This window comes from Ruegeria sp. YTSA135 (assembly GCF_059610165.1).
Genome location: NZ_JBXWNC010000011.1, coordinates 21,049 through 40,564 on the forward strand (window position 1 = coordinate 21,049; position 19,516 = coordinate 40,564).

The window sequence follows — 19,516 nt, forward strand, 5'->3', positions numbered from 1 at the left end:
GAGAATACCTATGCTTCTCAAAAAAACGATGCTTGCCGCGGGCATCATGGCGGCTCTGCCTATTTTCGCTGCGGCTGAACAGGGCGTTACCCAAAGTAGCGTTACATTTGCACAAGTTGCCGCCTTTGAAGGGCCCGCCTCTGCCCTGGGCACCGGCATGCGGCTTGGCTTGACCGCCGCCTTTGAAGAGGCGAACGCCGCCGGTGGTGTGCATGGCCGGAATATCAAACTGGACAGTATGGATGACGGCTACGAGCCAGACCGCTCTGCCGAGCTGGTGAAAACGGTTGTCGAAGACGACAAACACATTGGCCTGATCGGTGCCGTCGGGACGCCAACCTCTTCGGCCACCCAGCCTATTGCCACTGAAGCCGGCCTTCCCTTTATCGGGCCGTTTACAGGTGCGGGATTTCTGCGCGAGGCAGGTCACGGTAATATCTTCAACGTACGCGCAACATATTCTGCCGAAACCGAGGCGTGGATTGAGTATCTCGTCGACCAAAAGGGCATGAAATCCATTGCGCTTCTATATCAGGATGACGGGTTTGGTCGCGTTGGTCTGAATGGGGTCACCGCCGCACTAGAAAAACGCGGCATGACGCTTGCCGCAGAAGGCACCTACACCAGAAACACCACGGCCGTGAAAAAGGCCCTCTTGTCGATCCGCAAAGCCAAACCGGACGCCGTAGTCATGGTGGGCGCTTACAAACCGGTTGCCGAATTCATCAAACTTGCGCGCAAAATGAAACTCGGCGCCACCTATGTGAATATCTCTTTCGTGGGATCGGATGCATTGGCGAAGGAACTTGGCGATGCGGGTGAAGGGGTGATCGTAAGCCAAGTTGTGCCCTTCCCGTGGGACGACTCCAATCCGCTGGTTGCCCGCTACACAACCGCGCTGGCAGCCGTCGATGCGGCTGCGCAGCCTGGGTTTGTCTCGCTCGAAGGGTATATCGTCGGTCGCCTCACGATTGCGGCGTTGGAGGACGCAGGCAAGAATCTGACCCGCGAAAACTTCCTGCTGGCACTTGCCTCGCTAACCACGGTCGATCTGGGCGGTGTGGCCCTGCACTATGGTCCGGGTGACAACCAGGGCATGGATGAGGTCTTTCTCACACGTATCACAGCCGACGGTACGTTCGAGCCGGTCATATCCGGAGGCGGCTCCTAAGGGCCAGTTGCAACGCGTTCTGCGCGTTGCCTGCCCGCAAACATCCTGCCCGCCAATCGGACAGGACTAAGTGCCATCCAGATAAATTACCAAGGATATGCATATGTTTCGCTTCAAAGGGTCTAATTTCTTGCGCCGTCTCAACCTACTTTCCAGCATTCGCGGCAAGATAACTTTCATCCTTGTTGCACTGTCCGCTGTTGCAGGCGGGGCGGGCTACCTGACCTACCAATCCTTCAGCCGCGTGGCTGTCAGCGCAGATAACATGACGGCGCGGGACCTTCCGAGGCTAAGTCAAAGCACTGCGCTGATCTCAGCGGCGAGCGCTACTAAGGACGCAATGGTTCTCACCCTCATGCAGCAGGACTTGGCTGGGCTGACCCGGGCAGAGGAAACCCTTGAGACGGCGTCGCAGGCCCTGACCAAAGCCGTTGCAGCCCAACCCGATGAAAGCCGCGCGGCGTTCAGCGCCGATCTGGCGCATGTCATGCAGACCCTCGATACGCTTGTTGAAGCGCGCGAGAGTGCCTTTGATTTCAATAATCGCGCGGCAGAGATGACCCATGAATTGCAGGAAGAAGTCACTGCGTTGCAGACGATCCTGCTGCAAACGGCCGATGACGCCTATTTCAACATCGCAATCCAAGGCGAAGACACGATCGCCGCGATTGAGGAAACGATGGTCGACCTCGTTGACAATAAATTTACCTCATTGCAGGAGTTACTTGAAACGCGGGCTCAGCTGAACCTGATGTCCGGTGTGTCGCTGGCTCTGTCTACAACCCGGGATCAGGCCATGCGGTCCATCCTATCGGACCTGGCGTCTTCCTATCAGAAGCATCTTTCCAAAGGCCTGGAGGCATTGGCTTCGCGGGACTACGGCGCGGATATCGAAGCGGACCTCACGAATGCCGTGGGCATCCTCGACAAAGCCATCGCCTTGGGGCAGTTGGGCAGACCCGTCGACCGGGCGGCGGTTCTGTCTGGGCGGCAGCAGGCAGATGCTGCGCTCTCCACCGCGATTGATGATATGGTCTTCGAGCTAACTATTGCGGCAGAGGATGCGGCCTCTGGAAACCGGGATGCAATCCAGGGTCTTTTGGACAATGAAGTCGCTTATATGAACGCCCTGCTCGAGATTAACTCTTGGCTGTCCGCGTATCAGATTGAGGCGCTAAAAATTGCTGGTGTCCAGACCCTGGAACAAGCAAGGATTGCCGGAGACGCGCTGACCGCCGCGGCTGGCTCTTTGTCCAAATATGCGGATTTTGCCGATGGTTCACTCGCAGGTCCGCTTTCGCGCCTGTCCGAGATGGCCTCACCGGATCAAGGGCTGGCTTTCCTGCGCATGAAGTCTCTGGACTCTGACCGGATTGCGACCGACGCCGCAGAGGAAACCGTCAAGGCAGTTTTGAAAATAGCCGGCGCGGCTTCGCTGCAGGGTGTAGCGAGCCAAGAAACGATCACCGAGAACGCACGGTCGATGGCTGCCGATGCCACCGAGGTCCAGGGAAATCTTGAGAGACTAGGGGCTTTTGCGCTCGGGTTCGTTTTTCTGGCTTTGCTAATGAATCATTGGCTGATTATTCGTCCGCTGAATGCAATCAGCCGAACAACTGAGCGCCTGTCGCAAGGCGATATGACCCCAGTCACCGGGTTTGAGCGCGCTTCTGACGAGGTTCGCCGCATCGCCAACGCCTTGACAGTGTTCCGCGACGGCCTGGTCGAAAAGGAAGAAATGGCCCGTATCGCCGAGGAAGAACGCGCGGAAAATCAAGCCAAGCAAACTGCTGCGGTTGATGCGATCGGCACCGGTCTCGCGCATTTCGCCAAAGGCGACCTGACCTACCGCATCACGCGGGAACTGACCGATGGCTATGCGAAACTGAAAGACGACTTCAACTTGACCGCCAGCACGCTGAACGCGACTGTCGTAGAGGTTTTTCAGGTCGCAGACTCACTGCGCAGCGGTTCCGCCGAGATTCAGCAGGCCTCGAACGACCTCTCCCACCGGACGGAAAGCCAAGCCGCGACGCTTGAGGAAACTGCTGCCGCGATTGAGGAACTCACCGCCAGCGTTCGTTCTGCGGCGGAAGGCTCCCGTGATGCGGAAAACACCACGAACGAAGCGCGCGACGAGGCGATTGCCAGTGGTCAGATCGTTGAGGAAACAGTCTCTGCTATGAAGGATATCGAGGACAGCTCCACCCAAATCTCGCAGATTATTGGCGTGATCGACGATATCGCGTTTCAAACTAATCTGCTTGCACTGAACGCAGGTGTGGAAGCTGCCCGCGCTGGCGAGGCGGGGCGCGGCTTCGCCGTTGTCGCCTCCGAGGTTCGCGGTCTTTCGCAACGCACCACCGACGCTGCGCGGGAAATCAAGGGTCTGATTTCCAAGAGTACACAGCAGGTGAAATCCGGAGTAAGCCTTGTTGGCCGGACGGGGACAACGCTGAGCAGTATCTCTGATCGAGTGTCGCATATCTCGAACCTGGTATCCGCGATTGCAGACTCGACATCGGAACAAGCGACTGGGCTGAGTGAAGCGAATATAGCTGTATCTCAACTGGATCAGGTGACTCAGCAGAACGCGGCCATGGTCGAGGAAACCAGCGCAGCCGGTCAATTGCTCAGCCAAGACGCGATAAAACTGTCCCGGCTCATCGATGCATTTACCATTGATGTTCAAGACGTGGGTACTGATCAACACAAGAGAGGTTTTGCACCGGATGAACCGTTTCACAAGGCAAAGCAATTCGTGGCGTAGGCCTTCTGCGGTTGCAAGTACTGTGTAGGCATAAGGGCGCAATCTGAGAAAAGGATTTGCCCCAAGTCTTCAGTGAGATAAGTCTCACTGAGGATGTGGGGAGTGACGCGCCCTGCTCCTCCGGAAGTTCGCTGAATTGGTCGGGCGAGGGGCGCCGTTCTTCTTGGTTGATAAGATCTTTCGTCAATCCTACGGATCGGGTGACCAGAAACAGGTCTGTGACCGCTTTTTTCAACCTTTTAACACCAGCGGCCAGAGGGAATTTCCTGTAGTGAGCGTCGGAACTAAACCTAACCGCATTCCCTGAAAGCGGCGACAGGCAGGTAGGGACATGCCTCAAAAGGTCTCTGTCAAACCTAACGCCTCCTTGGTGCTTTTGGGTCACAGCGTAGCCATGGCGCCTGAATATGCGCCCGGTGACCACTGAATGCCGCGCCTTCCTTGCACCTGCGGATTAAGGTAGACTGACGGAGATCCGCAGCGCAATGGGCCGCATCGCGTCTTTTGCTGGAACCTAAGGCCATCTGCGGGGTCGATCCAGCAGAGTGGCGCTGCAATTTGTTAATCAAAGCCTTGCGTTCGGTGCTACCGTCAGCGCGGGTCGAGTTGCCTTGGCGCGCCATCCCGTTCCGAATTCTCCATCCACGCCTTCCCCTTTAAGCACAGCACCGTGCTACGGCCGAGAGATTTTTGAGCCCGTGCATCCAGACCGGTGACCGACGTATAAATTGCATTCAAACGCTTCCTGTCTTTGGCGTTGCCTTCGGCATTGCAGGTTCGGTAGGTGACGTGGGGCATTGGAGCAGTCTCGAGTTCGGTTCGGAGGGGCAGAGCCGCGGAGAAATTAGACGGTGGAAACAGATCATCCCAACCGTCATCAACTGACGGCGTACCTGCCGCCCGCAGCTGGAAAATTCACCGAGGAGCAATTGTCTGACAGGATTGGTGCGACCTCGCAATGAACCAGATTGGCTCCATTTCCTGGCGCGATGTTTTGGCTGTCAGAAGCAGGCGCGACTGGTCCAACCACTCCGGCGTGGTACAGCACGATGAACATGCGCTAGCAACACATGCCGCCCGACACCGAGACCGCTGAGACCGCTACGTTTCTTGGGCATTGGGCCGCTACACGTCTGGCGATGCCGACTGTGCAAGTCATGCCGAGGTAACCCGCAAATCGCAGACAGCGATGTTCGCTCGATACCGCAAAGCCCAGGGCACACGTCCGGTCAAAACGATCACCAGCGAAACCCTACTAGGGCGTGCGCTCTATGCAAAGGGCGGACACGGTGCGGTCAACGAATACAAGGCACTCATGCCTGTCTTCGAACATCTGCGCCGTCTTGGCTTCTTCCGTAATAACGCGATGATCGGAATCGAACTGGACGAACCTAACGTCAGAGGTTTCCCTGCGGCAGGTGCCGAGGACAATGCAGCCTTCCAACAGCGTTGGCCTGTTAGCACCCGCAAACGACTGATTTTTGATCTGGCCTCATACGCTGGGGCCGCGCGCGTTGACTTAGCCAAGCTGCCCCCAAATAACTTCTGAGGCGATCTGCTGGTTTACAAGTACCAGATAAGTAGGATCGAACCCCGTATACCTCTGACTTCGGAACTGCGCGCCATGATCGTGCGCACCCCAGATATCTCGCCCGAATTAATTCTCACTAAACGTAGCAAACCCTTCACGGCGGAAAGCCTTGGCAACGAGTTTGGTAACCCGGCACGCGAAGCAGGCAAGGAAGCACGCCTTCTAAGGCTTCGCAGAGCATTCTGAATTTATTGGGCAGAGAATGGTGCGACCAAGCCCGAAACCGCCGCGATGGCGGGGGGATATGAGTCTTTAAGAAGACGGGAGATATACCCCCACGGCTTATCGAGAGTGCATGGTGATACTACTGGTTGGGGATGTCTAAAATAGGGTCCACCTACCCAAGAACGGCACACACTCGCATAACAAACTGTAAAATTTAGAAAAAATCGTGTAGAAAGATATATGGCGACCCCGGCAGGATTCGAACCTGCAACCTGCCCCTTAGGAGGGGGCTGCTCTATCCAGTTGAGCCACGGGGCCGTGCAAGGCATTCTCTACCTTGGTTTTTAAGGGTTGTCATGGCCTATGTGCAACAGTTGTATATAACGCCCTGTTCACGCTACCATCGGTCAAAACAACAGTGCAGGTGCCACCGGTGACCACAGAAACAAAACGCCCGCTTACCCTTCGTGATGTCTCGGAAGCGTCAGGAGTATCCGAAATGACGGTCAGCAGGGTTTTGCGGAACCGGGGCGATGTCTCGGACGCAACCCGCACCCGCGTTCTGGCTGCCGCGAAAGAGCTGGGATACGTGCCCAACAAGATTGCAGGTGCGCTGGCCTCAAGCCGGGTTAACCTTGTCGCGGTGATCATCCCCTCTTTGTCGAATATGGTCTTCCCCGAGGTTCTGACCGGCATCAATCAGGTCCTAGAAGACACTGAGTTGCAGCCCGTAGTCGGCGTCACGGATTACCTGCCTGAGAAAGAAGAAAAAGTACTGTACGAGATGCTTTCGTGGCGACCCTCAGGCGTCATCATTGCGGGGCTGGAACATACCGAGGCGGCGCGCGCCATGCTGGATTCGGCTGGAATACCGGTGGTTGAGATCATGGACACCGACGGCAAGCCGGTTGATGCCATGGTGGGAATCTCGCACCGCCGCGCCGGGCGCGAAATGGCCGAAGCAATTCTGAAGGCGGGCTACAAGCATATCGGATTTATGGGAACTAAAATGCCGCTGGACCACCGTGCCCGCAAACGGTTCGAAGGTTTCACCGAAGTGCTGGGCAAGAACGGGATCGAGATTGAAGACCGCGAGTTCTATTCCGGCGGCTCGGCTCTGGCCAAGGGGCGCGAGATGACACAGGCCATGCTGGAACGGTCACCCGAGCTGGATTTCCTGTATTATTCCAACGATATGATTGGCGCCGGTGGATTGCTGTACCTGTTGGAACAGGGCGTTGATGTCCCCGGGCAAATCGGGCTGGCGGGGTTTAACAATGTCGAACTGTTGCAAGGTCTTCCGCGCAAGCTGGCTACGATGGATGCGTGCCGCTTAGAAATCGGGCGAAAGGCGGCTGAGATCATTGCCGCGCAGCTGGCCGAGCCGGATGCCGATATCGAAACCCGCATAACCCTGACCCCGAAGATCAGCTTTGGCGAAACGCTAAAGCGGCGCTGAATTAATGGTGTTTCCACGACTGGACAACAGGGCGGCCCGCGCCCTGTTTATGGATCGTCATGCGCTGGCCGAGAAACCTTCGGGTGGGGCCAGCGGAGCAGACTTGTTGGACTTGATCAACAGGTTGGGTTTCGTACAGCTGGACAGCATCAATACGGTCGCCCGCGCGCATGACATGATCCTGTTCTCTCGCAGGCCATCGTACCGCGCGAAAAACCTCAAGCGCCTGTATGAGCGCGACCGGGCGCTGTTCGAGCACTGGACACATGACGCCGCCGTTATTCCGATTGAATTCTACCCGCATTGGCATTTGCGATTTCAACGCGACGCGGCACTGCTCAAATCCCGCTGGAAAAACTGGCGGCGGGACGGGTTCGAAAAACAGTTCGACACCGTTCTGCAGCATATCCGCGATCATGGACCGGTATCGTCCTCGGATGTGGGTAAGGATGAGAAAAAGGGATCCGGCGGATGGTGGGACTGGCACCCATCCAAAACAGCACTTGAGTTTCTGTGGCGGTCTGGTGCGTTGACCGTTGTCGGGCGCAGCGGCTTTCAGAAGCGGTATGATCTGACCGAGCGGGTGATCGAAACGCACCTGTGTCCGGGCAACCTGCGATGTGATGTCGAGGAAACGGTAGACTGGCTGTGCAACGCAGCACTGGACCGTTTGGGTTTCGCAACACCCGGAGAGCTGGCTGCATTCTGGGATACTGTCAGTGTAGCTGAAGCTCGGCAATGGTCAGAAAAGGCTCTAACAAAAGATCTCTTGCAGGAAATCGAAGTTACTTGCGCTGATGGCAAGCTACGCAAACTGCTTGCCCGACCAGACTTGATCGAGGCTGAGGTGCCATCGGTTCCGGGACGCATGAGGGTCCTAAGCCCTTTTGATCCGATGCTGCGTGACCGCAAGCGGGCCGAGCGGCTTTTCGGATTTCATTACCGCATTGAAGTGTTCGTTCCTGCCGCAAAGCGGTCCTATGGGTATTACGTCTTTCCCCTTTTAGAGGGCAATCGCATGATCGGGCGCATCGACATGAAAGCGCAACGCGATCAAAGCGTGCTCAAGGTCAGCGCCCTGTGGCCGGAACGATCCGTGCGTTGGTCGGATGCACGTACGAAACGCCTGCAATCAGAGCTGGATCGTGTTCAGCGTTTTGCGGATCTGGACGACGTGAAGTTCGAAACAGATTGGCTGAAAGACCCGAAATAGGGTCTATTCTGTGTCAGACAGTGTAAGTTGAACCGGGTCCAGACCGTCAATACCACCGTAAATCTGGTCCCCGGCCTGTACTGGACCCACGCCAGCGGGCGTGCCGGTTAGGATCAGGTCTCCGGGTCGTAGATGATAGAAACAGGACAGATGGCTGATGATCTCGTCAATTTTCCAGATCAGTTCACCCAGCGTTGCGTCCTGACGCGTTTCGCCGTTCACAGTCAGAAAAATGCGCGTTTCGTCTTTCGGCGACCAGTCCGCGGCCAAGGTCAGCGGCGCAAACACGGCACCGGCCTCTAGGTCTTTGCCCAAATCCCACGGGCGCTGCTTGTTGCGCTCGCGAATCTGCAGGTCGCGGCGGGTCATGTCCAGGGCACAACCATAAGCGAAAACGGCATCCCAAACTTGTGCACTGGTGGCCTGAAAGACAGGTTTTCCGATGGCAACGGCCAACTCCATCTCGTGGTGGAAATTTTTGGTTCCGGGAGGATATGGAACAGTTGCCCCGGTCAGCACGGCGTTTGGCGCGGACTTGGTGAAGTAGAATGGTGCCTCGCGATCAACCTCGTGGCCCATCTCGGCGGCATGTGCTGCGTAGTTGCGGCCAACACAAAATATCCGACCTACCGGATAGACCGCATCCTGCCCCTGCACCGGGATCGCTATCGGGTCGGAAAGAGAAAACAAAATATCCGGCATTGGGGTCCCCACTAATTTTCGGGCATCTTAGTGTGGTGATCTGGAGGAGCAAGCCGCCCTTGTGACAGGTCATCACATTCTGGTCGCCCTGTCTTGGAAATCTGCAACCGGGTCCTAAATAGAAGTGAGGAAAAGAAATCGGCAACAGATTGGTGGCCGATCATTCTTGTCGCCGATCAGTCGTAAGACGTATGTACCAGTACGGCTATTGTGTTTTGGCACCCTGAAACTCGGGTACGACACAACGGTCGGGACGTCACAATTTCAGAGAACCATGACCTGAGACATAACCCCCAACAAGTCTCTGCGTCACAGAGTCGGTTTTATTTCAAACCTGCGCGTTCTCTGAAACGCAGGCCGGACCGTTGGGCATATCTGACGCAACCGGCCTCGGGCCAGGCAAATAATCCAGTACACGTCTGGCCGCCCCGTCAGGGATACCACTTGTCTCTGGCGGGGTTCGAGGGACACCCCTTAGGTTTCCAAATCCCGCAATTCGTTCAAAAGGTCCAACAAGGCCTCGTGACGTTCAGGACCCATTTTGGTGCGCAGATCCTCGGCCAATTGGATTGTTACCTGAATATTATCCTTAATGATCTGGTTCCCTTTATCAGAGATGTCGATAATCTGCCGACGCCTGTCACATGGATGCATACGCCGCACGATCAGGTCCTTTGCCTCGAGCTTTTGCAAAATGCGTGTAAGGCTAGGCAGCAGTAGACAGGCCCGCTCCGCAATGTGGGTTGGCTCTTGCGGGCCTTCTTCGTTCAAGACACGCAGTACGCGCCATTGCTGTTCGGTTACACCGGCATCCGCCAACATCTTTCGAATGGGTCCCATGACCCGTTCCCGAGCCCGCAGCAGCGCGATAGGCAATGAGCGTGACGTCAATGGTGCATCATTAGGCATACGAAAGTCTTGCCGAATTCCAACAGCACTGCAACGGCATAAACCGGGTTTTGCAGCGTTTTTAGGGGTATTTCAGGCGAGGTTTTCTGTTGTCCGCCCATATCGCTTTTGCCCCGTCTCCGGAAACAGATACGCGCACCGAAAACAGTGAAATAGCTGAACAGCCCAATCCTGTAGTTTGATAATTTGGTAGTCTTCTTTTGGACTGGTCGGTTAAATAGCAAGCAGGACGCCGGCAACACCGGTATCGCCGCTAAATAACTGAAAGGTGCTCGTATGCCCGCTGCGAAGAATTTGTTTAAACAGGCTCTAACAACGGGCGATCGGCTGATTGGCTGCTGGAGCAGCTTTGGTGAGGCCGTCACGGCCGAGATCATGGGCTCAGCAGGGTTCGACTGGCTGGTGATAGATGGCGAGCACGCGCCGAATGATATTCGCTCGATCCGTGATCAGTTGATGGCGCTTGCGGCAAGCCCGACGCATCCGGTGGTGCGGGTGCCCGTTGGGGATACGGCCCTGATCAAGATGGTGCTGGATATAGGCGCACAGACCATCCTGGTCCCCATGGTGAACAGCGCCGACCAAGCCCGCGAACTGGTACGGGCGTGTCGATATCCCCCTGAAGGCGTGCGCGGTGTGGGTGCTGCCGCGGCGCGGGCGACCGGTTACGGGTCTGTCACGGATTACATACAATCTGCGGACGACCAGATTTGCCTGCTGGTTCAGGTCGAAAACCGCGCCGGTATGGCCGCGCTGGATGAAATTCTGTTGGTCGAAGGTGTCGACGGTGTCTTTATCGGCCCGGCGGACCTGTCTGCGGATATGGGGTTTCCGGGCAAAAGCGATGTGCCCGAGGTTCAAGCCGCCATCTCCGACGCGATCGCGCGCATAAAGGCTGCAGGTAAAGCACCCGGAATTCTGGCAACCAATGACATTGCCAGACAAGCCTACATGGACATGGGTGCTCAGTTTCTTGCAGTGGGGATCGACGTATCGTTGCTGACACAGGCGGCCCGGGCGCTGGCCGCCGAGTGGAAGGCAAAGTAGCCGTCTATGCCTGCATCGCCGCCGCGGCCTGCGCATATCCGCCCGCGGCACCATCTACGAAATGCACATGATCATCGCGTGTGGCCGAGGGTACAAAACATGTCATCATCGCCTCATCCTGCGCGTGCACACCGTACCGGATCTTGCCCTGCGCGCGTGCCTGTTCCAGCATGATCTCAATCTGCGAGAATGTCGCTGAGTCGCAATCCAGCGTCATTTTCAATCCATCATCAAATTTGCGGAAATCGGCATTCCGGCTGACCATATTCTTATAGTGTTCAGGGTCGAACTGGCCCAGGCTTTTGCCAGACTTGAACAATAGAGCGATCAAAAGGTTCTGGCCCAGCAGCTTAATCTTCTGTGTAAACAGGTTTCGCCCGGATCTGGATACACTCGCGTCAAGCGCCAAATTGGGCGGCGGCCACTTAATGGGCGGGCCGTTTTCCGGAACCGGGTGGCCCGCGCGTTCCAACCCTTCAGCTGCTGACAGGACTGATTGCGCCAGATCGGCAAAATCGCTCTCGGTTGCTTGGGTCGTTGGCTCAATCACAAGGGATACGACCTTGCCATGCTGCGCCTTGATGTTGGACCAACGGCAAGACAGTCCCGTCAGGTCGGGCTGAGCACCGGAATCTGCGGGCGGAACCTGGAACTGCCCCTCTTTCATCATTGCCTCGGCCCAAGCCAGACCACCGCCTGAAAACATGGCATAGTCCACGCCGTTCGAGGGTGCATAACGCGCGACACGCAGGTCACGCCCCGCCCGACGAAGCTCTGACACTGGCACCAAGGCCGCGCGCAACGCGATCGAAAACTCTTCCTCTGCCCAGCGCCGCAACTCGGCCAGAACCGTTCGGGCGATCTCGACAGCACTTGCAGGGATCGCAAACGCAGCCCCATCCCCCCCAAAGACATAGGGAAATTGCTGCCCCTTCAGAGCGTTTATCATGGCCGAGATCACAGCAGCGCCAACCATGTTGACCGTCTTGTATCGCCCGTTGGCAATCTCACCGGTCGAATCGACAATATCAGCGACACCCAGCGCCCAGTCGTCGGGCACGGCCGAAAACCGCGTGGGTTGCGCCAAACTCGTAAAATCCCGCTGTAGGGGAAGGCTTTCGTAAAAAGCGGCCTGGGCGTCTTTCATTTGCACCTCTGGGTGATGTTCTTAGTCTAACGATAGCCCAAATGTGAATACTGTCCGGTACAAACAGTGTAACACACGCGCTTGTGTAATGCATTGCGACATGCCACTGCTTCCCGCGCTGGTGAAGAAGAAAGGCATTTCATGAAAGCGGGTCTGGTGGTTTTGTGTCTGGGCTATGTACTCAGCCAGTTTTTTCGTGCTTTTCTGGCGGTGCTCAGCGTCGATCTGGGGCGCGATATCAACGCCACGCCCGAGGATCTGGCTTTTGCATCGGGGCTATGGTTCCTGATCTTTGCGGCAATGCAACTGCCGGTAGGATGGGCGCTGGACCGGATCGGACCGCGCCTGACAGCAGCGAGCCTTTTGCTGGTCGGGGGCGCAGGCGGCGCGGCGCTGTTTGCCATTGCCAACACGCCCTTTCACATCGCAATTGCGATGGGGCTGATCGGCGTTGGGTGCTCACCGGTGCTTATGGCGTCCTACTATATCTTTGCGCGCGAATACCCCCCTGCCCGTTTTGCAACGCTGGCCGCGATCATGCTGGGTGTCGGGTCCGTCGGCAACCTTGTGGCCTCGTACCCAACCGCATTAGCGGTCGAGTTGATGGGGTGGCGGGCAACGATGTGGGTTCTGGCCTTGTTTTCGGGTGCCATTGCGCTGGGAATCTGGAGCACGGTGAACGACCCCAAGAAAGTCGAGAGCGAGCAACGAGGGTCCCTACTGGACCTGCTGAAAGAACCTGCCTTGTGGACAATCCTGCCATTGATGCTGGTGGCCTATGCGCCATCGGCGGCCACGCGCGGCCTGTGGGCTGGGCCTTACCTGAGCGATATCTTCAGCCTCAGCACAACCCAGATCGGAACAGCGACCCTAATTATGGGAGCGGCCATGATCGCCGGAACCTTTGCCTACGGGCCGCTTGATCGGGTGCTTGGTACGCGAAAATGGGTGATTTTTGGTGGCAACACTCTGGGCGCGGCAGCACTGGCCCTGTTGTGTTTGTGGATCGACAGCGCGGTTTGGCTGTCAGTGGTCCTAATGGCGCTGATCGGATTTCTTGGGGCCAGCTTTCCGGTCATCATGGCGCATGGCCGTGCTTTTGTGGCCCCGCATCTGGTGGGGCGCGGCATGACCCTTTTGAACCTCTTTGGTATTGGCGGCGTCGGCCTTGCGCAATTCGTCACTGGGCGCATCCACGCGGCCACGGTGGACATCAGCCCAACCGCGCCTTACACAGCGATATTCGGCTTTTTCGCAATCACGCTTGCCCTTGGCTGTGTGATTTACCTGTTCAGCCGCGACAGCGTTGATTAACGCTGAACCCGTCAGGAGCATTTATGTCTGACCCGCGCGTCATTGCCCCCAATCTCAAACGCCGACTATCTGGCGTAACGGCAACGATTGCCCGTCTGGTGCCGTTGCAGGCGCAATGGATCGATATCGCGGCCACAGGACCGGGGTTGCCGTCGGATATCCCGCATATTCCTTTGGGTCGCCTGCCCTTTCTGTCGCGCAAGACCCTGCGCGTCTGGCATGCACGGCGCAATACCGAGATGCTGCTGGGCTTGATCCTGCGCGATATCCTGCGGCTACGCTTGAAACTTCTGTTCACCAGCGCCTCGCAACGCGCCCACACCGGCTATACGAAATGGTTGATCGACAAGATGGACGCGGTTGTTGCCACCTCGCGCAAAACCGCCGGGTATCTGGAACGTGACGCGCAAGTGGTCATGCATGGGATCAATTTGCAGGATTTCACGCCGCCCAAGGACAAAGCCGAGGTTCGGACGCGTCTGGGCCTGCCTGATGGCGCGCTGCTAGGGTGCTATGGCCGTATCCGCCACCAGAAAGGCACTGACGCTTTTGTTGACGCGATGATCGACCTGTGTGGCCGCTTTGACGATGTTCATGGCATCGTCATGGGCCGCGCGACCGAAAAACACACCGCCTATCTGACCGAGCTGAAAGACAAGGTCACCAAGGCGGGTCTTTCTGACCGCATCCTCTTCATGCCCGAGGTTACCGTCGACCAGATCGCCGAGTGGTATCAGGTTCTGGACCTGTTCATCGCCCCGCAACGGTGGGAAGGGTTCGGCCTGACCCCGCTTGAAGCGATGGCCTGCGGTGTGCCGGTTGTGGCCACGGATGTCGGTGCATTCTCCGAGATCGTGACGAACCCGTCGCTGGGTCGCGTGGTCACACCCGGTGATATCCCCGCGTTGACCAATGCCGCGGCTGAAATGTTATCGAACCCTGATTCCCTTTCGCAATCCGGACTCGCCGCCCGCGCCCATGTTGAGCGGAATTTCGATATCAACGGTGAGGCTAAGACCCTTGTGTCCCTTTACGAACAGCTTCTGAACGACACCTGACACGCGCTGTAGCGGAAAATCGGCGTCATACCGGCAATAATCCCCCGATAACCCTTTTTTCTTCGCTGCAAGGCGGCTATGAACGCGCGTCCTTAACTTTGGAGACATGAAATGGGCTATCGCGTCGTTGTCGCCGGCGCCACGGGTAACGTGGGCCGCGAAATGCTGAATATTCTGGCGGAGCGCCAGTTCCCGGTTGATGACCTTGCCGTGCTGGCAAGCCGTCGTTCACTGGGAACCGAAGTAAGCTTTGGCGACAAGACATTGACGACCCAGGACATCGACACCTTTGATTTTAGCGGCTGGGATATGGCGCTGTTTGCCATCGGCTCGGACGCGACCAAGACCTACGCCCCCAAGGCGGCGGCAGCGGGCTGCGTGGTGATCGACAACTCATCTCTTTATCGCTACGACCCTGATATTCCGCTGATCGTGCCGGAATGTAACCCCGAGGCGATCCACAACTATAAGAACAAGAACATCATCGCCAATCCCAACTGCTCGACCGCGCAGATGGTTGTCGCGCTTAAACCGCTGCATGACCGCGCCAAGATCAAGCGTGTTGTTGTGTCGACCTATCAGTCGGTCTCGGGCGCCGGTAAGGAAGGTATGGATGAGCTTTGGGATCAGACCAAAGCAATCTACAACCCGACTACTGACGTTGAGCCAAAGAAATTCCAGAAACAGATCGCCTTCAACGTCATCCCTCAGATCGACGTCTTCATGGAGGACGGCTCGACCAAGGAAGAGTGGAAGATGGTGGTTGAGACCAAGAAGATCGTCGATCCGTCGATCAAGGTCACCGCAACCTGCGTCCGCGTGCCCGTGTTCGTCGGCCACTCTGAGGCTGTGAATATCGAGTTCGAGGAATTCCTGGACGAAGATGAAGCCCGCGATATCCTGCGCGAAGCACCGGGCATCATGGTGATCGACAAGCGCGAAGCGGGCGGCTACGTCTCACCAGTTGAATGTGCGGGCGATTTCGCAACTTTTATCAGCCGCATCCGCCAGGACTCGACCGTTGAAAACGGCATCAACCTGTGGTGCGTTTCCGACAACCTGCGCAAGGGTGCGGCCCTGAACGCGGTACAGATCGCCGAATTGCTGGGCCGTGAGGTTCTGAAAAAGGGCTGAGCGTCAGCGCATTGATTTTTTTAAACCCCGTCGCATCTTCGGCGGGGTTTTTATGTACCAGGCATGTTCTTAGGCGTCGATTGGACTGAGACGATCTGGCACGTACCTGTCATTCAGACAGCCTCGAACCTTTTGTTGTGCGGGTCATAGCATTGCAGACCACCTTCACCGATATCGGTCCACAGCCCATGCAGGCTGAGCGAACCGTCTTGCACTGCCGAAGACACAAACGGGAAGGTCATCAAGTTTTCAAGCGAAGCCACAACGGCGTGCCGCTCAAACTGTCGCGCTTGTTCATGTGGATCTTCGACGTCGGCGACCAGCGCGTATTTCGGTTTCAGAATATCCATCCAGCGGCCAACAAAGCTTTCCTTTGCTTCCAACTGAGGGGCATGGCCCGCACACATATCGATGCACCCCTGCACACCACCGCATTGCGAATGTCCCAGTACGATCAGATGCGCCACTTTTAAAACCGTGACAGCATATTCGATCGTCGCACTGGTGCCGTGGTGATCACCATCGGGTTCGTAAGGTGGAACAAGGTTGGCGATGTTTCGATGAATAAAGAACTCACCCTGATCTGCGCCAAAGATCGAAGTGACATGGACGCGGCTGTCGCAGCAGGAAATTACCATCGCACGCGGGCGCTGCCCCTCGGTGGCAAGACGTCGATACCAGACCTGATTTTCTGTGTAAGTGGTGGCTTTCCAACCATGATACCGCTTCACCAGATAGGACGGCAGAGGTTTGGCATAGTCCATAAAGTTGTCCCTTGATCAGTCTTTGCCGGTCGCTCTAGCCTGAATTCATCAAAAATTCGAGCAATTTTCCGGTCAGAAGGCAAGGTTTTGCAAAGGATTTTGTCGCCAATGTCGCCCTATGCCGTGGGGGCATAAAGAATTGGGGTGAATGTGGTGGATAATATACTCACGCTTGAACACAAGGAATCCGTTCGGCTGGACTCGGACCGACTGAATGGGCTGTACCGGCAGATGGGCGACAAGGACGCGATGGACGTGCTGTGCCGCACGGTCGAAGAGCTAGCCGTTCGTCTGTCAAATTGCGAAAGGTTCTGGCGGCAACGCGACTGGGCCGCTCTCAGGAAATGCGCGCGCTCATTGGTGGCAATCGCCGAACAAATTGGCATGGTCGCGTTGGCCCGTGTTGCAGGCGATGTGGCGCAATCCGTCGATGCGGGGGATGCGGTCGCAACTGGTGCTACCCTGTGGCGGTTGATCCGCGTCGGGGAAAAATCTCTGACGGTGATCTGGGATCAGCAGGACCTTTCCATCTAACAGGGCTTGCGGACAGGCCGTGGGTGGTTAGGCTGGGCGCAAATTGAACCAGCTGAGATCTCCATGACCCTGTCCTTCGCTTCGCCTTCTGATCCGTCGCTGCCGTTATATGTGATTGCGCAACCCGATCTGGACGATTGGCTGAATAATCAACCGCAATCGTTGGCTAATTGGCTGAAATCTTGTGATTTTGCAGGTCGTCTGGGTCAAGTTGCGCTGGTCCCTGGGCCGGATGGAACGCCCAGTTTTGCCGTCGCGGGTTATGGCAAGCCCGCAATCCGCAGGCGCAAGCGTTTCCCTCTGGCCGCCGCGGCCGAGGCGCTGCCTGAAGGGAATTATCACATCGCCTCGGGTGTACCTGCGAACGCGCTGGAGACTGAGTGTTTGGGCTGGTTGTTGACGGGGTATGCCTTCGATACCTATGCCAAGCAGTCTCCGGCCAAGGCCCGCCTTGTCGCACCCGACGGCATTGATGCCCCACGGATCGAGATACTAGCCCGGTCCGAGGCGCTGACACGAGATCTGGTCAACACACCTACGGCGGATATGGGCCCGGATCAGCTTCAGGCCGCTACTGAGCAATTGGCACAAGACTTCGGTGCCTCTTGCCAGGTGGTCCGGGGACAAGCCCTGCTGGATCAGAATCTGCCAATGATCCACGCAGTTGGTCGCGCCGCCGCGCAGGATCCACGCCTTATTGAGATGAATTGGGGGCGCTCTGGTCCCAAACTTACGCTGGTGGGCAAGGGCGTATGTTTCGACACCGGGGGTTTGAATCTGAAACCCGGAAACTCCATGGCGCTGATGAAGAAGGACATGGGCGGGGCAGCCAACGTGCTGGGTCTGGCGCAAATGATCATGGCGATGAACTTACCGCTTCAGCTGCGGGTCCTGATACCAGCAGTTGAGAATTCAGTGGCCGGCAATGCGTTTCGACCCGGCGATATCCTGACATCCCGCAAGGGTCTGACGGTCGAGATCAACAATACAGATGCCGAAGGTCGACTGGTGTTGGCAGATGCACTGACGTTGGCGGATGAGGGCGAGCCGGATTTGGTGATCTCGATGGCCACCCTGACCGGCGCGGCGCGGGTAGCGGTCGGTGCCGATCTTGCGCCGTTTTACACCGACGATGAGACTGCCGCCCAAGCACTGATGCAAGCCGGACTGAAGGCTGCGGACCCGGTTTGGCGGATGCCCTTCCACGACCCTTACGAAGCTATGATAGAACCCGGCATCGCCGATCTCGACAATGCACCATCGGGCGGGTTCGCGGGGTCGATCACTGCCGCATTGTTCCTGCGCAGGTTTGTTGGGAAACGCCGCTATTTGCATTTCGACATCTATTCATGGCAACCCAGAAAAGTACCGGGGCGCAGTAAAGGTGGCCTTGGCCAAGGCCCGCGCGCCCTTCTGACCGCCTTGCCCGAGGTTTTGGGCCTATGAGCCGCCAGCGCATCATAAACCCCGTGGTCAACCTGCTGCGCAGCCCAGACGGCCCGCGGGACCGGCAGCTTTTGTTTGGTGACGCCGTGAATGTGGCCGAAACGCAGAACGGTTGGAGCCGGGTCATCGCAGACAAGGATGGCTACGCGGGTTGGGTCGCCTCGGATCAACTGGGTGCAGACGTATCCGACACGCACTGGATCACCGCGCCTGCAACACATGCCTATGCCGAGCCGGATATGAAAAGCCCGGACCGGATATCGCTGAGTTTCGGCAGCAGGGTGCAGGTTCTGTCGGAACAGGGCAGGTTTCTGGAAACAGAACTTGGGTTCATCCCTTCCGTACACGCCAAGCGCCGTAAAACGCGGTTTTCGGATCCTGTGGCCGTGGCAGAGCTGTTTTTGGGTACACCTTACCTTTGGGGCGGCAACAGCCGGCTTGGGTTGGATTGCTCGGGTCTGGTGCAGGCCGGACTGCTGGCCTGTGGCCTAGCCTGCCCCGGCGACAGCAGCGATCAAGAGCGAGAGTTAGGCAAGGTCCTTCCTGCCGGCACGAAGCCAAAACGCGGTGACCTGCTGTTCTGGAAAGGCCATGTTGCCTGGGTCTATGGCGACAACATGCTGTTGCACGCAAATGCCTATCACATGGATGTCACGTTTGAACCAATGGACCAGGCAATAGCCAGAACTCAGAAACAGGGCGACGGACCAGTTACTGCGCACAAACGGCTCTAATCAAGGTCAACGGACCGGATCAGCTTACGCTCCAGCACCCGAAGCACCGTCCGCAAATCGTGGCCGCGTTTCAGAATTCGGCCATCCATGCCAACCACCGAGTACATTCCCTGCTTTTGGCGCAGACGCGGGTGCTTCTCGACCCGGTAAATCGGATGCTCAGCAGTGCGTCGAAAGATGGAGAAAACGGCCATGTCCCGCAGGTTGGAAATACCATAATCGCGCCACTCTCCGGCGGCGACCATCCGACCATAGACAGATAGGATATGGGACATCTCGCGCCGGTCAAACGCGACAGGCATCTGTGCCGAATTTGCAGATAACCGGCTTGGAGGCTGCATGTTCATTCGACCAGCCT

At 57.1% G+C, this 19,516-nt stretch carries 18 protein-coding genes and 1 tRNA gene; 12 read left to right on the forward strand and 7 right to left on the reverse strand.

Going from position 1 to position 19,516, the window contains the following annotated elements; all coding sequences use genetic code 11:
- Window positions 1–10 precede the first annotated feature (10 nt).
- Both AC2FIT_RS14780 and AC2FIT_RS14785 read left to right on the forward strand, forming a co-directional pair.
- Complete coding sequence (locus tag AC2FIT_RS14780) at window positions 11–1,171, forward strand: ABC transporter substrate-binding protein (RefSeq protein ID WP_496830695.1); 1,161 nt, start codon at window positions 11–13, stop codon at window positions 1,169–1,171.
- A 103-nt stretch (window positions 1,172–1,274) separates the two neighbouring features.
- Window positions 1,275–3,941 (forward strand): methyl-accepting chemotaxis protein, encoded by a 2,667-nt coding sequence (locus tag AC2FIT_RS14785; RefSeq protein ID WP_496830697.1) that lies wholly within the window; start codon window positions 1,275–1,277, stop codon window positions 3,939–3,941.
- Window positions 3,942–4,532: 591 nt separating this feature from the next.
- Here AC2FIT_RS14785 and AC2FIT_RS14790 read toward each other — a convergent pair.
- The gene (locus AC2FIT_RS14790) at window positions 4,533–4,739 is read right to left on the reverse strand and encodes a hypothetical protein (RefSeq protein ID WP_496830699.1); all 207 of its coding nucleotides are present in this window, start codon (window positions 4,737–4,739) and stop codon (window positions 4,533–4,535) included.
- Between the two features lie 391 nt (window positions 4,740–5,130).
- On the opposite strand from AC2FIT_RS14790, the gene AC2FIT_RS14795 reads away from it, so the two are divergent.
- Complete coding sequence (locus tag AC2FIT_RS14795) at window positions 5,131–5,490, forward strand: hypothetical protein (protein ID WP_496830701.1); 360 nt, start codon at window positions 5,131–5,133, stop codon at window positions 5,488–5,490.
- A 448-nt stretch (window positions 5,491–5,938) separates the two neighbouring features.
- On the opposite strand, the gene AC2FIT_RS14800 is transcribed toward AC2FIT_RS14795, so the two are convergent.
- Window positions 5,939–6,015 (reverse strand) — tRNA-Arg (locus AC2FIT_RS14800).
- A 115-nt stretch (window positions 6,016–6,130) separates the two neighbouring features.
- On the opposite strand from AC2FIT_RS14800, the gene AC2FIT_RS14805 reads away from it, so the two are divergent.
- A complete protein-coding gene (locus AC2FIT_RS14805) occupies window positions 6,131–7,156 on the forward strand; it encodes a LacI family DNA-binding transcriptional regulator (RefSeq protein WP_224891357.1) in 1,026 nt (341 codons plus the stop codon).
- 4 nt (window positions 7,157–7,160) lie between these two features.
- Entirely contained in the window at window positions 7,161–8,369 is a 1,209-nt protein-coding gene (locus AC2FIT_RS14810) for a winged helix-turn-helix domain-containing protein (protein WP_496830703.1), read from the forward strand.
- A gap of 3 nt (window positions 8,370–8,372) precedes the next feature.
- Here the strand turns inward: AC2FIT_RS14810 and AC2FIT_RS14815 are convergent, their stop codons facing one another.
- Together AC2FIT_RS14815 and hpaR are read right to left on the reverse strand one after the other, a co-directional pair.
- Window positions 8,373–9,071, reverse strand: coding sequence for a fumarylacetoacetate hydrolase family protein (locus AC2FIT_RS14815; RefSeq protein ID WP_496830705.1), 699 nt, complete (start codon window positions 9,069–9,071; stop codon window positions 8,373–8,375).
- A gap of 474 nt (window positions 9,072–9,545) precedes the next feature.
- Complete coding sequence (hpaR, locus tag AC2FIT_RS14820) at window positions 9,546–9,980, reverse strand: homoprotocatechuate degradation operon regulator HpaR (protein ID WP_496830707.1); 435 nt, start codon at window positions 9,978–9,980, stop codon at window positions 9,546–9,548.
- 276 nt (window positions 9,981–10,256) lie between these two features.
- Here hpaR and AC2FIT_RS14825 point away from each other — a divergent pair, with 276 nt between their 5' ends.
- Window positions 10,257–11,027: an aldolase/citrate lyase family protein gene (locus AC2FIT_RS14825; protein WP_496830709.1), complete on the forward strand. Its 771-nt coding sequence runs from the start codon at window positions 10,257–10,259 to the stop codon at window positions 11,025–11,027.
- A 4-nt stretch (window positions 11,028–11,031) separates the two neighbouring features.
- Here AC2FIT_RS14825 and AC2FIT_RS14830 read toward each other — a convergent pair whose 3' ends face one another.
- Window positions 11,032–12,174 carry a DUF3095 domain-containing protein gene (locus AC2FIT_RS14830; RefSeq protein ID WP_496830711.1) on the reverse strand — a complete coding sequence of 381 codons (1,143 nt, stop codon included), beginning with the start codon at window positions 12,172–12,174 and terminating at the stop codon, window positions 11,032–11,034.
- A 141-nt stretch (window positions 12,175–12,315) separates the two neighbouring features.
- Here AC2FIT_RS14830 and AC2FIT_RS14835 point away from each other — a divergent pair, with 141 nt between their 5' ends.
- From AC2FIT_RS14835 to AC2FIT_RS14845, 3 genes are all read left to right on the forward strand, one after another.
- A complete protein-coding gene (locus AC2FIT_RS14835) occupies window positions 12,316–13,488 on the forward strand; it encodes an MFS transporter (protein ID WP_496830713.1) in 1,173 nt (390 codons plus the stop codon).
- 23 nt (window positions 13,489–13,511) lie between these two features.
- The gene (locus AC2FIT_RS14840) at window positions 13,512–14,546 is read left to right on the forward strand and encodes a glycosyltransferase family 4 protein (RefSeq protein WP_496830715.1); all 1,035 of its coding nucleotides are present in this window, start codon (window positions 13,512–13,514) and stop codon (window positions 14,544–14,546) included.
- 111 nt (window positions 14,547–14,657) lie between these two features.
- Window positions 14,658–15,680 (forward strand): aspartate-semialdehyde dehydrogenase, encoded by a 1,023-nt coding sequence (locus AC2FIT_RS14845; RefSeq protein ID WP_496830717.1) that lies wholly within the window; start codon window positions 14,658–14,660, stop codon window positions 15,678–15,680.
- 113 nt (window positions 15,681–15,793) lie between these two features.
- Here AC2FIT_RS14845 and AC2FIT_RS14850 read toward each other — a convergent pair whose 3' ends face one another.
- Entirely contained in the window at window positions 15,794–16,444 is a 651-nt protein-coding gene (locus tag AC2FIT_RS14850) for a carbonic anhydrase (protein WP_496830719.1), read from the reverse strand.
- Between the two features lie 144 nt (window positions 16,445–16,588).
- On the opposite strand from AC2FIT_RS14850, the gene AC2FIT_RS14855 reads away from it, so the two are divergent.
- The 3 genes from AC2FIT_RS14855 (at window position 16,589) to AC2FIT_RS14865 (ending at window position 19,158) form a co-directional block, all read left to right on the forward strand.
- Window positions 16,589–16,978 (forward strand): hypothetical protein, encoded by a 390-nt coding sequence (locus AC2FIT_RS14855; protein ID WP_496830720.1) that lies wholly within the window; start codon window positions 16,589–16,591, stop codon window positions 16,976–16,978.
- A 63-nt stretch (window positions 16,979–17,041) separates the two neighbouring features.
- A complete protein-coding gene (locus tag AC2FIT_RS14860) occupies window positions 17,042–18,424 on the forward strand; it encodes a leucyl aminopeptidase family protein (RefSeq protein ID WP_496830722.1) in 1,383 nt (460 codons plus the stop codon).
- Window positions 18,421–19,158, forward strand: a complete 738-nt coding sequence (locus tag AC2FIT_RS14865; protein ID WP_496830724.1) for a C40 family peptidase — start codon at window positions 18,421–18,423, stop codon at window positions 19,156–19,158. Before AC2FIT_RS14860 ends, AC2FIT_RS14865 begins: the two co-directional genes overlap by 4 nt.
- Here the strand turns inward: AC2FIT_RS14865 and AC2FIT_RS14870 are convergent.
- Window positions 19,155–19,505: a DUF2794 domain-containing protein gene (locus tag AC2FIT_RS14870; protein ID WP_068339699.1), complete on the reverse strand. Its 351-nt coding sequence runs from the start codon at window positions 19,503–19,505 to the stop codon at window positions 19,155–19,157. The genes AC2FIT_RS14865 and AC2FIT_RS14870 overlap by 4 nt on opposite strands.
- Between the last annotated feature and the right edge of the window lie 11 nt (window positions 19,506–19,516).

What these genes read in the sequence shown, in the direction of transcription:
- AC2FIT_RS14780 (WP_496830695.1), top strand. Translation starts at nt 11, where the DNA reads ATGCTTCTCAAAAAAACGATGCTTGCCGCGGGCATCATGGCGGCTCTG.
- AC2FIT_RS14785 (WP_496830697.1), top strand. Translation starts at nt 1,275, where the DNA reads ATGTTTCGCTTCAAAGGGTCTAATTTCTTGCGCCGTCTCAACCTACTT.
- AC2FIT_RS14790 (WP_496830699.1), bottom strand. Translation starts at nt 4,739, where the DNA reads ATGCCCCACGTCACCTACCGAACCTGCAATGCCGAAGGCAACGCCAAA.
- AC2FIT_RS14795 (WP_496830701.1), top strand. Translation starts at nt 5,131, where the DNA reads ATGTTCGCTCGATACCGCAAAGCCCAGGGCACACGTCCGGTCAAAACG.
- AC2FIT_RS14810 (WP_496830703.1), top strand. Translation starts at nt 7,161, where the DNA reads ATGGTGTTTCCACGACTGGACAACAGGGCGGCCCGCGCCCTGTTTATG.
- AC2FIT_RS14815 (WP_496830705.1), bottom strand. Translation starts at nt 9,071, where the DNA reads ATGCCGGATATTTTGTTTTCTCTTTCCGACCCGATAGCGATCCCGGTG.
- hpaR (WP_496830707.1), bottom strand. Translation starts at nt 9,980, where the DNA reads ATGCCTAATGATGCACCATTGACGTCACGCTCATTGCCTATCGCGCTG.
- AC2FIT_RS14825 (WP_496830709.1), top strand. Translation starts at nt 10,257, where the DNA reads ATGCCCGCTGCGAAGAATTTGTTTAAACAGGCTCTAACAACGGGCGAT.
- AC2FIT_RS14830 (WP_496830711.1), bottom strand. Translation starts at nt 12,174, where the DNA reads ATGAAAGACGCCCAGGCCGCTTTTTACGAAAGCCTTCCCCTACAGCGG.
- AC2FIT_RS14835 (WP_496830713.1), top strand. Translation starts at nt 12,316, where the DNA reads ATGAAAGCGGGTCTGGTGGTTTTGTGTCTGGGCTATGTACTCAGCCAG.
- AC2FIT_RS14840 (WP_496830715.1), top strand. Translation starts at nt 13,512, where the DNA reads ATGTCTGACCCGCGCGTCATTGCCCCCAATCTCAAACGCCGACTATCT.
- AC2FIT_RS14845 (WP_496830717.1), top strand. Translation starts at nt 14,658, where the DNA reads ATGGGCTATCGCGTCGTTGTCGCCGGCGCCACGGGTAACGTGGGCCGC.
- AC2FIT_RS14850 (WP_496830719.1), bottom strand. Translation starts at nt 16,444, where the DNA reads ATGGACTATGCCAAACCTCTGCCGTCCTATCTGGTGAAGCGGTATCAT.
- AC2FIT_RS14860 (WP_496830722.1), top strand. Translation starts at nt 17,042, where the DNA reads ATGACCCTGTCCTTCGCTTCGCCTTCTGATCCGTCGCTGCCGTTATAT.
- AC2FIT_RS14865 (WP_496830724.1), top strand. Translation starts at nt 18,421, where the DNA reads ATGAGCCGCCAGCGCATCATAAACCCCGTGGTCAACCTGCTGCGCAGC.
- AC2FIT_RS14870 (WP_068339699.1), bottom strand. Translation starts at nt 19,505, where the DNA reads ATGAACATGCAGCCTCCAAGCCGGTTATCTGCAAATTCGGCACAGATG.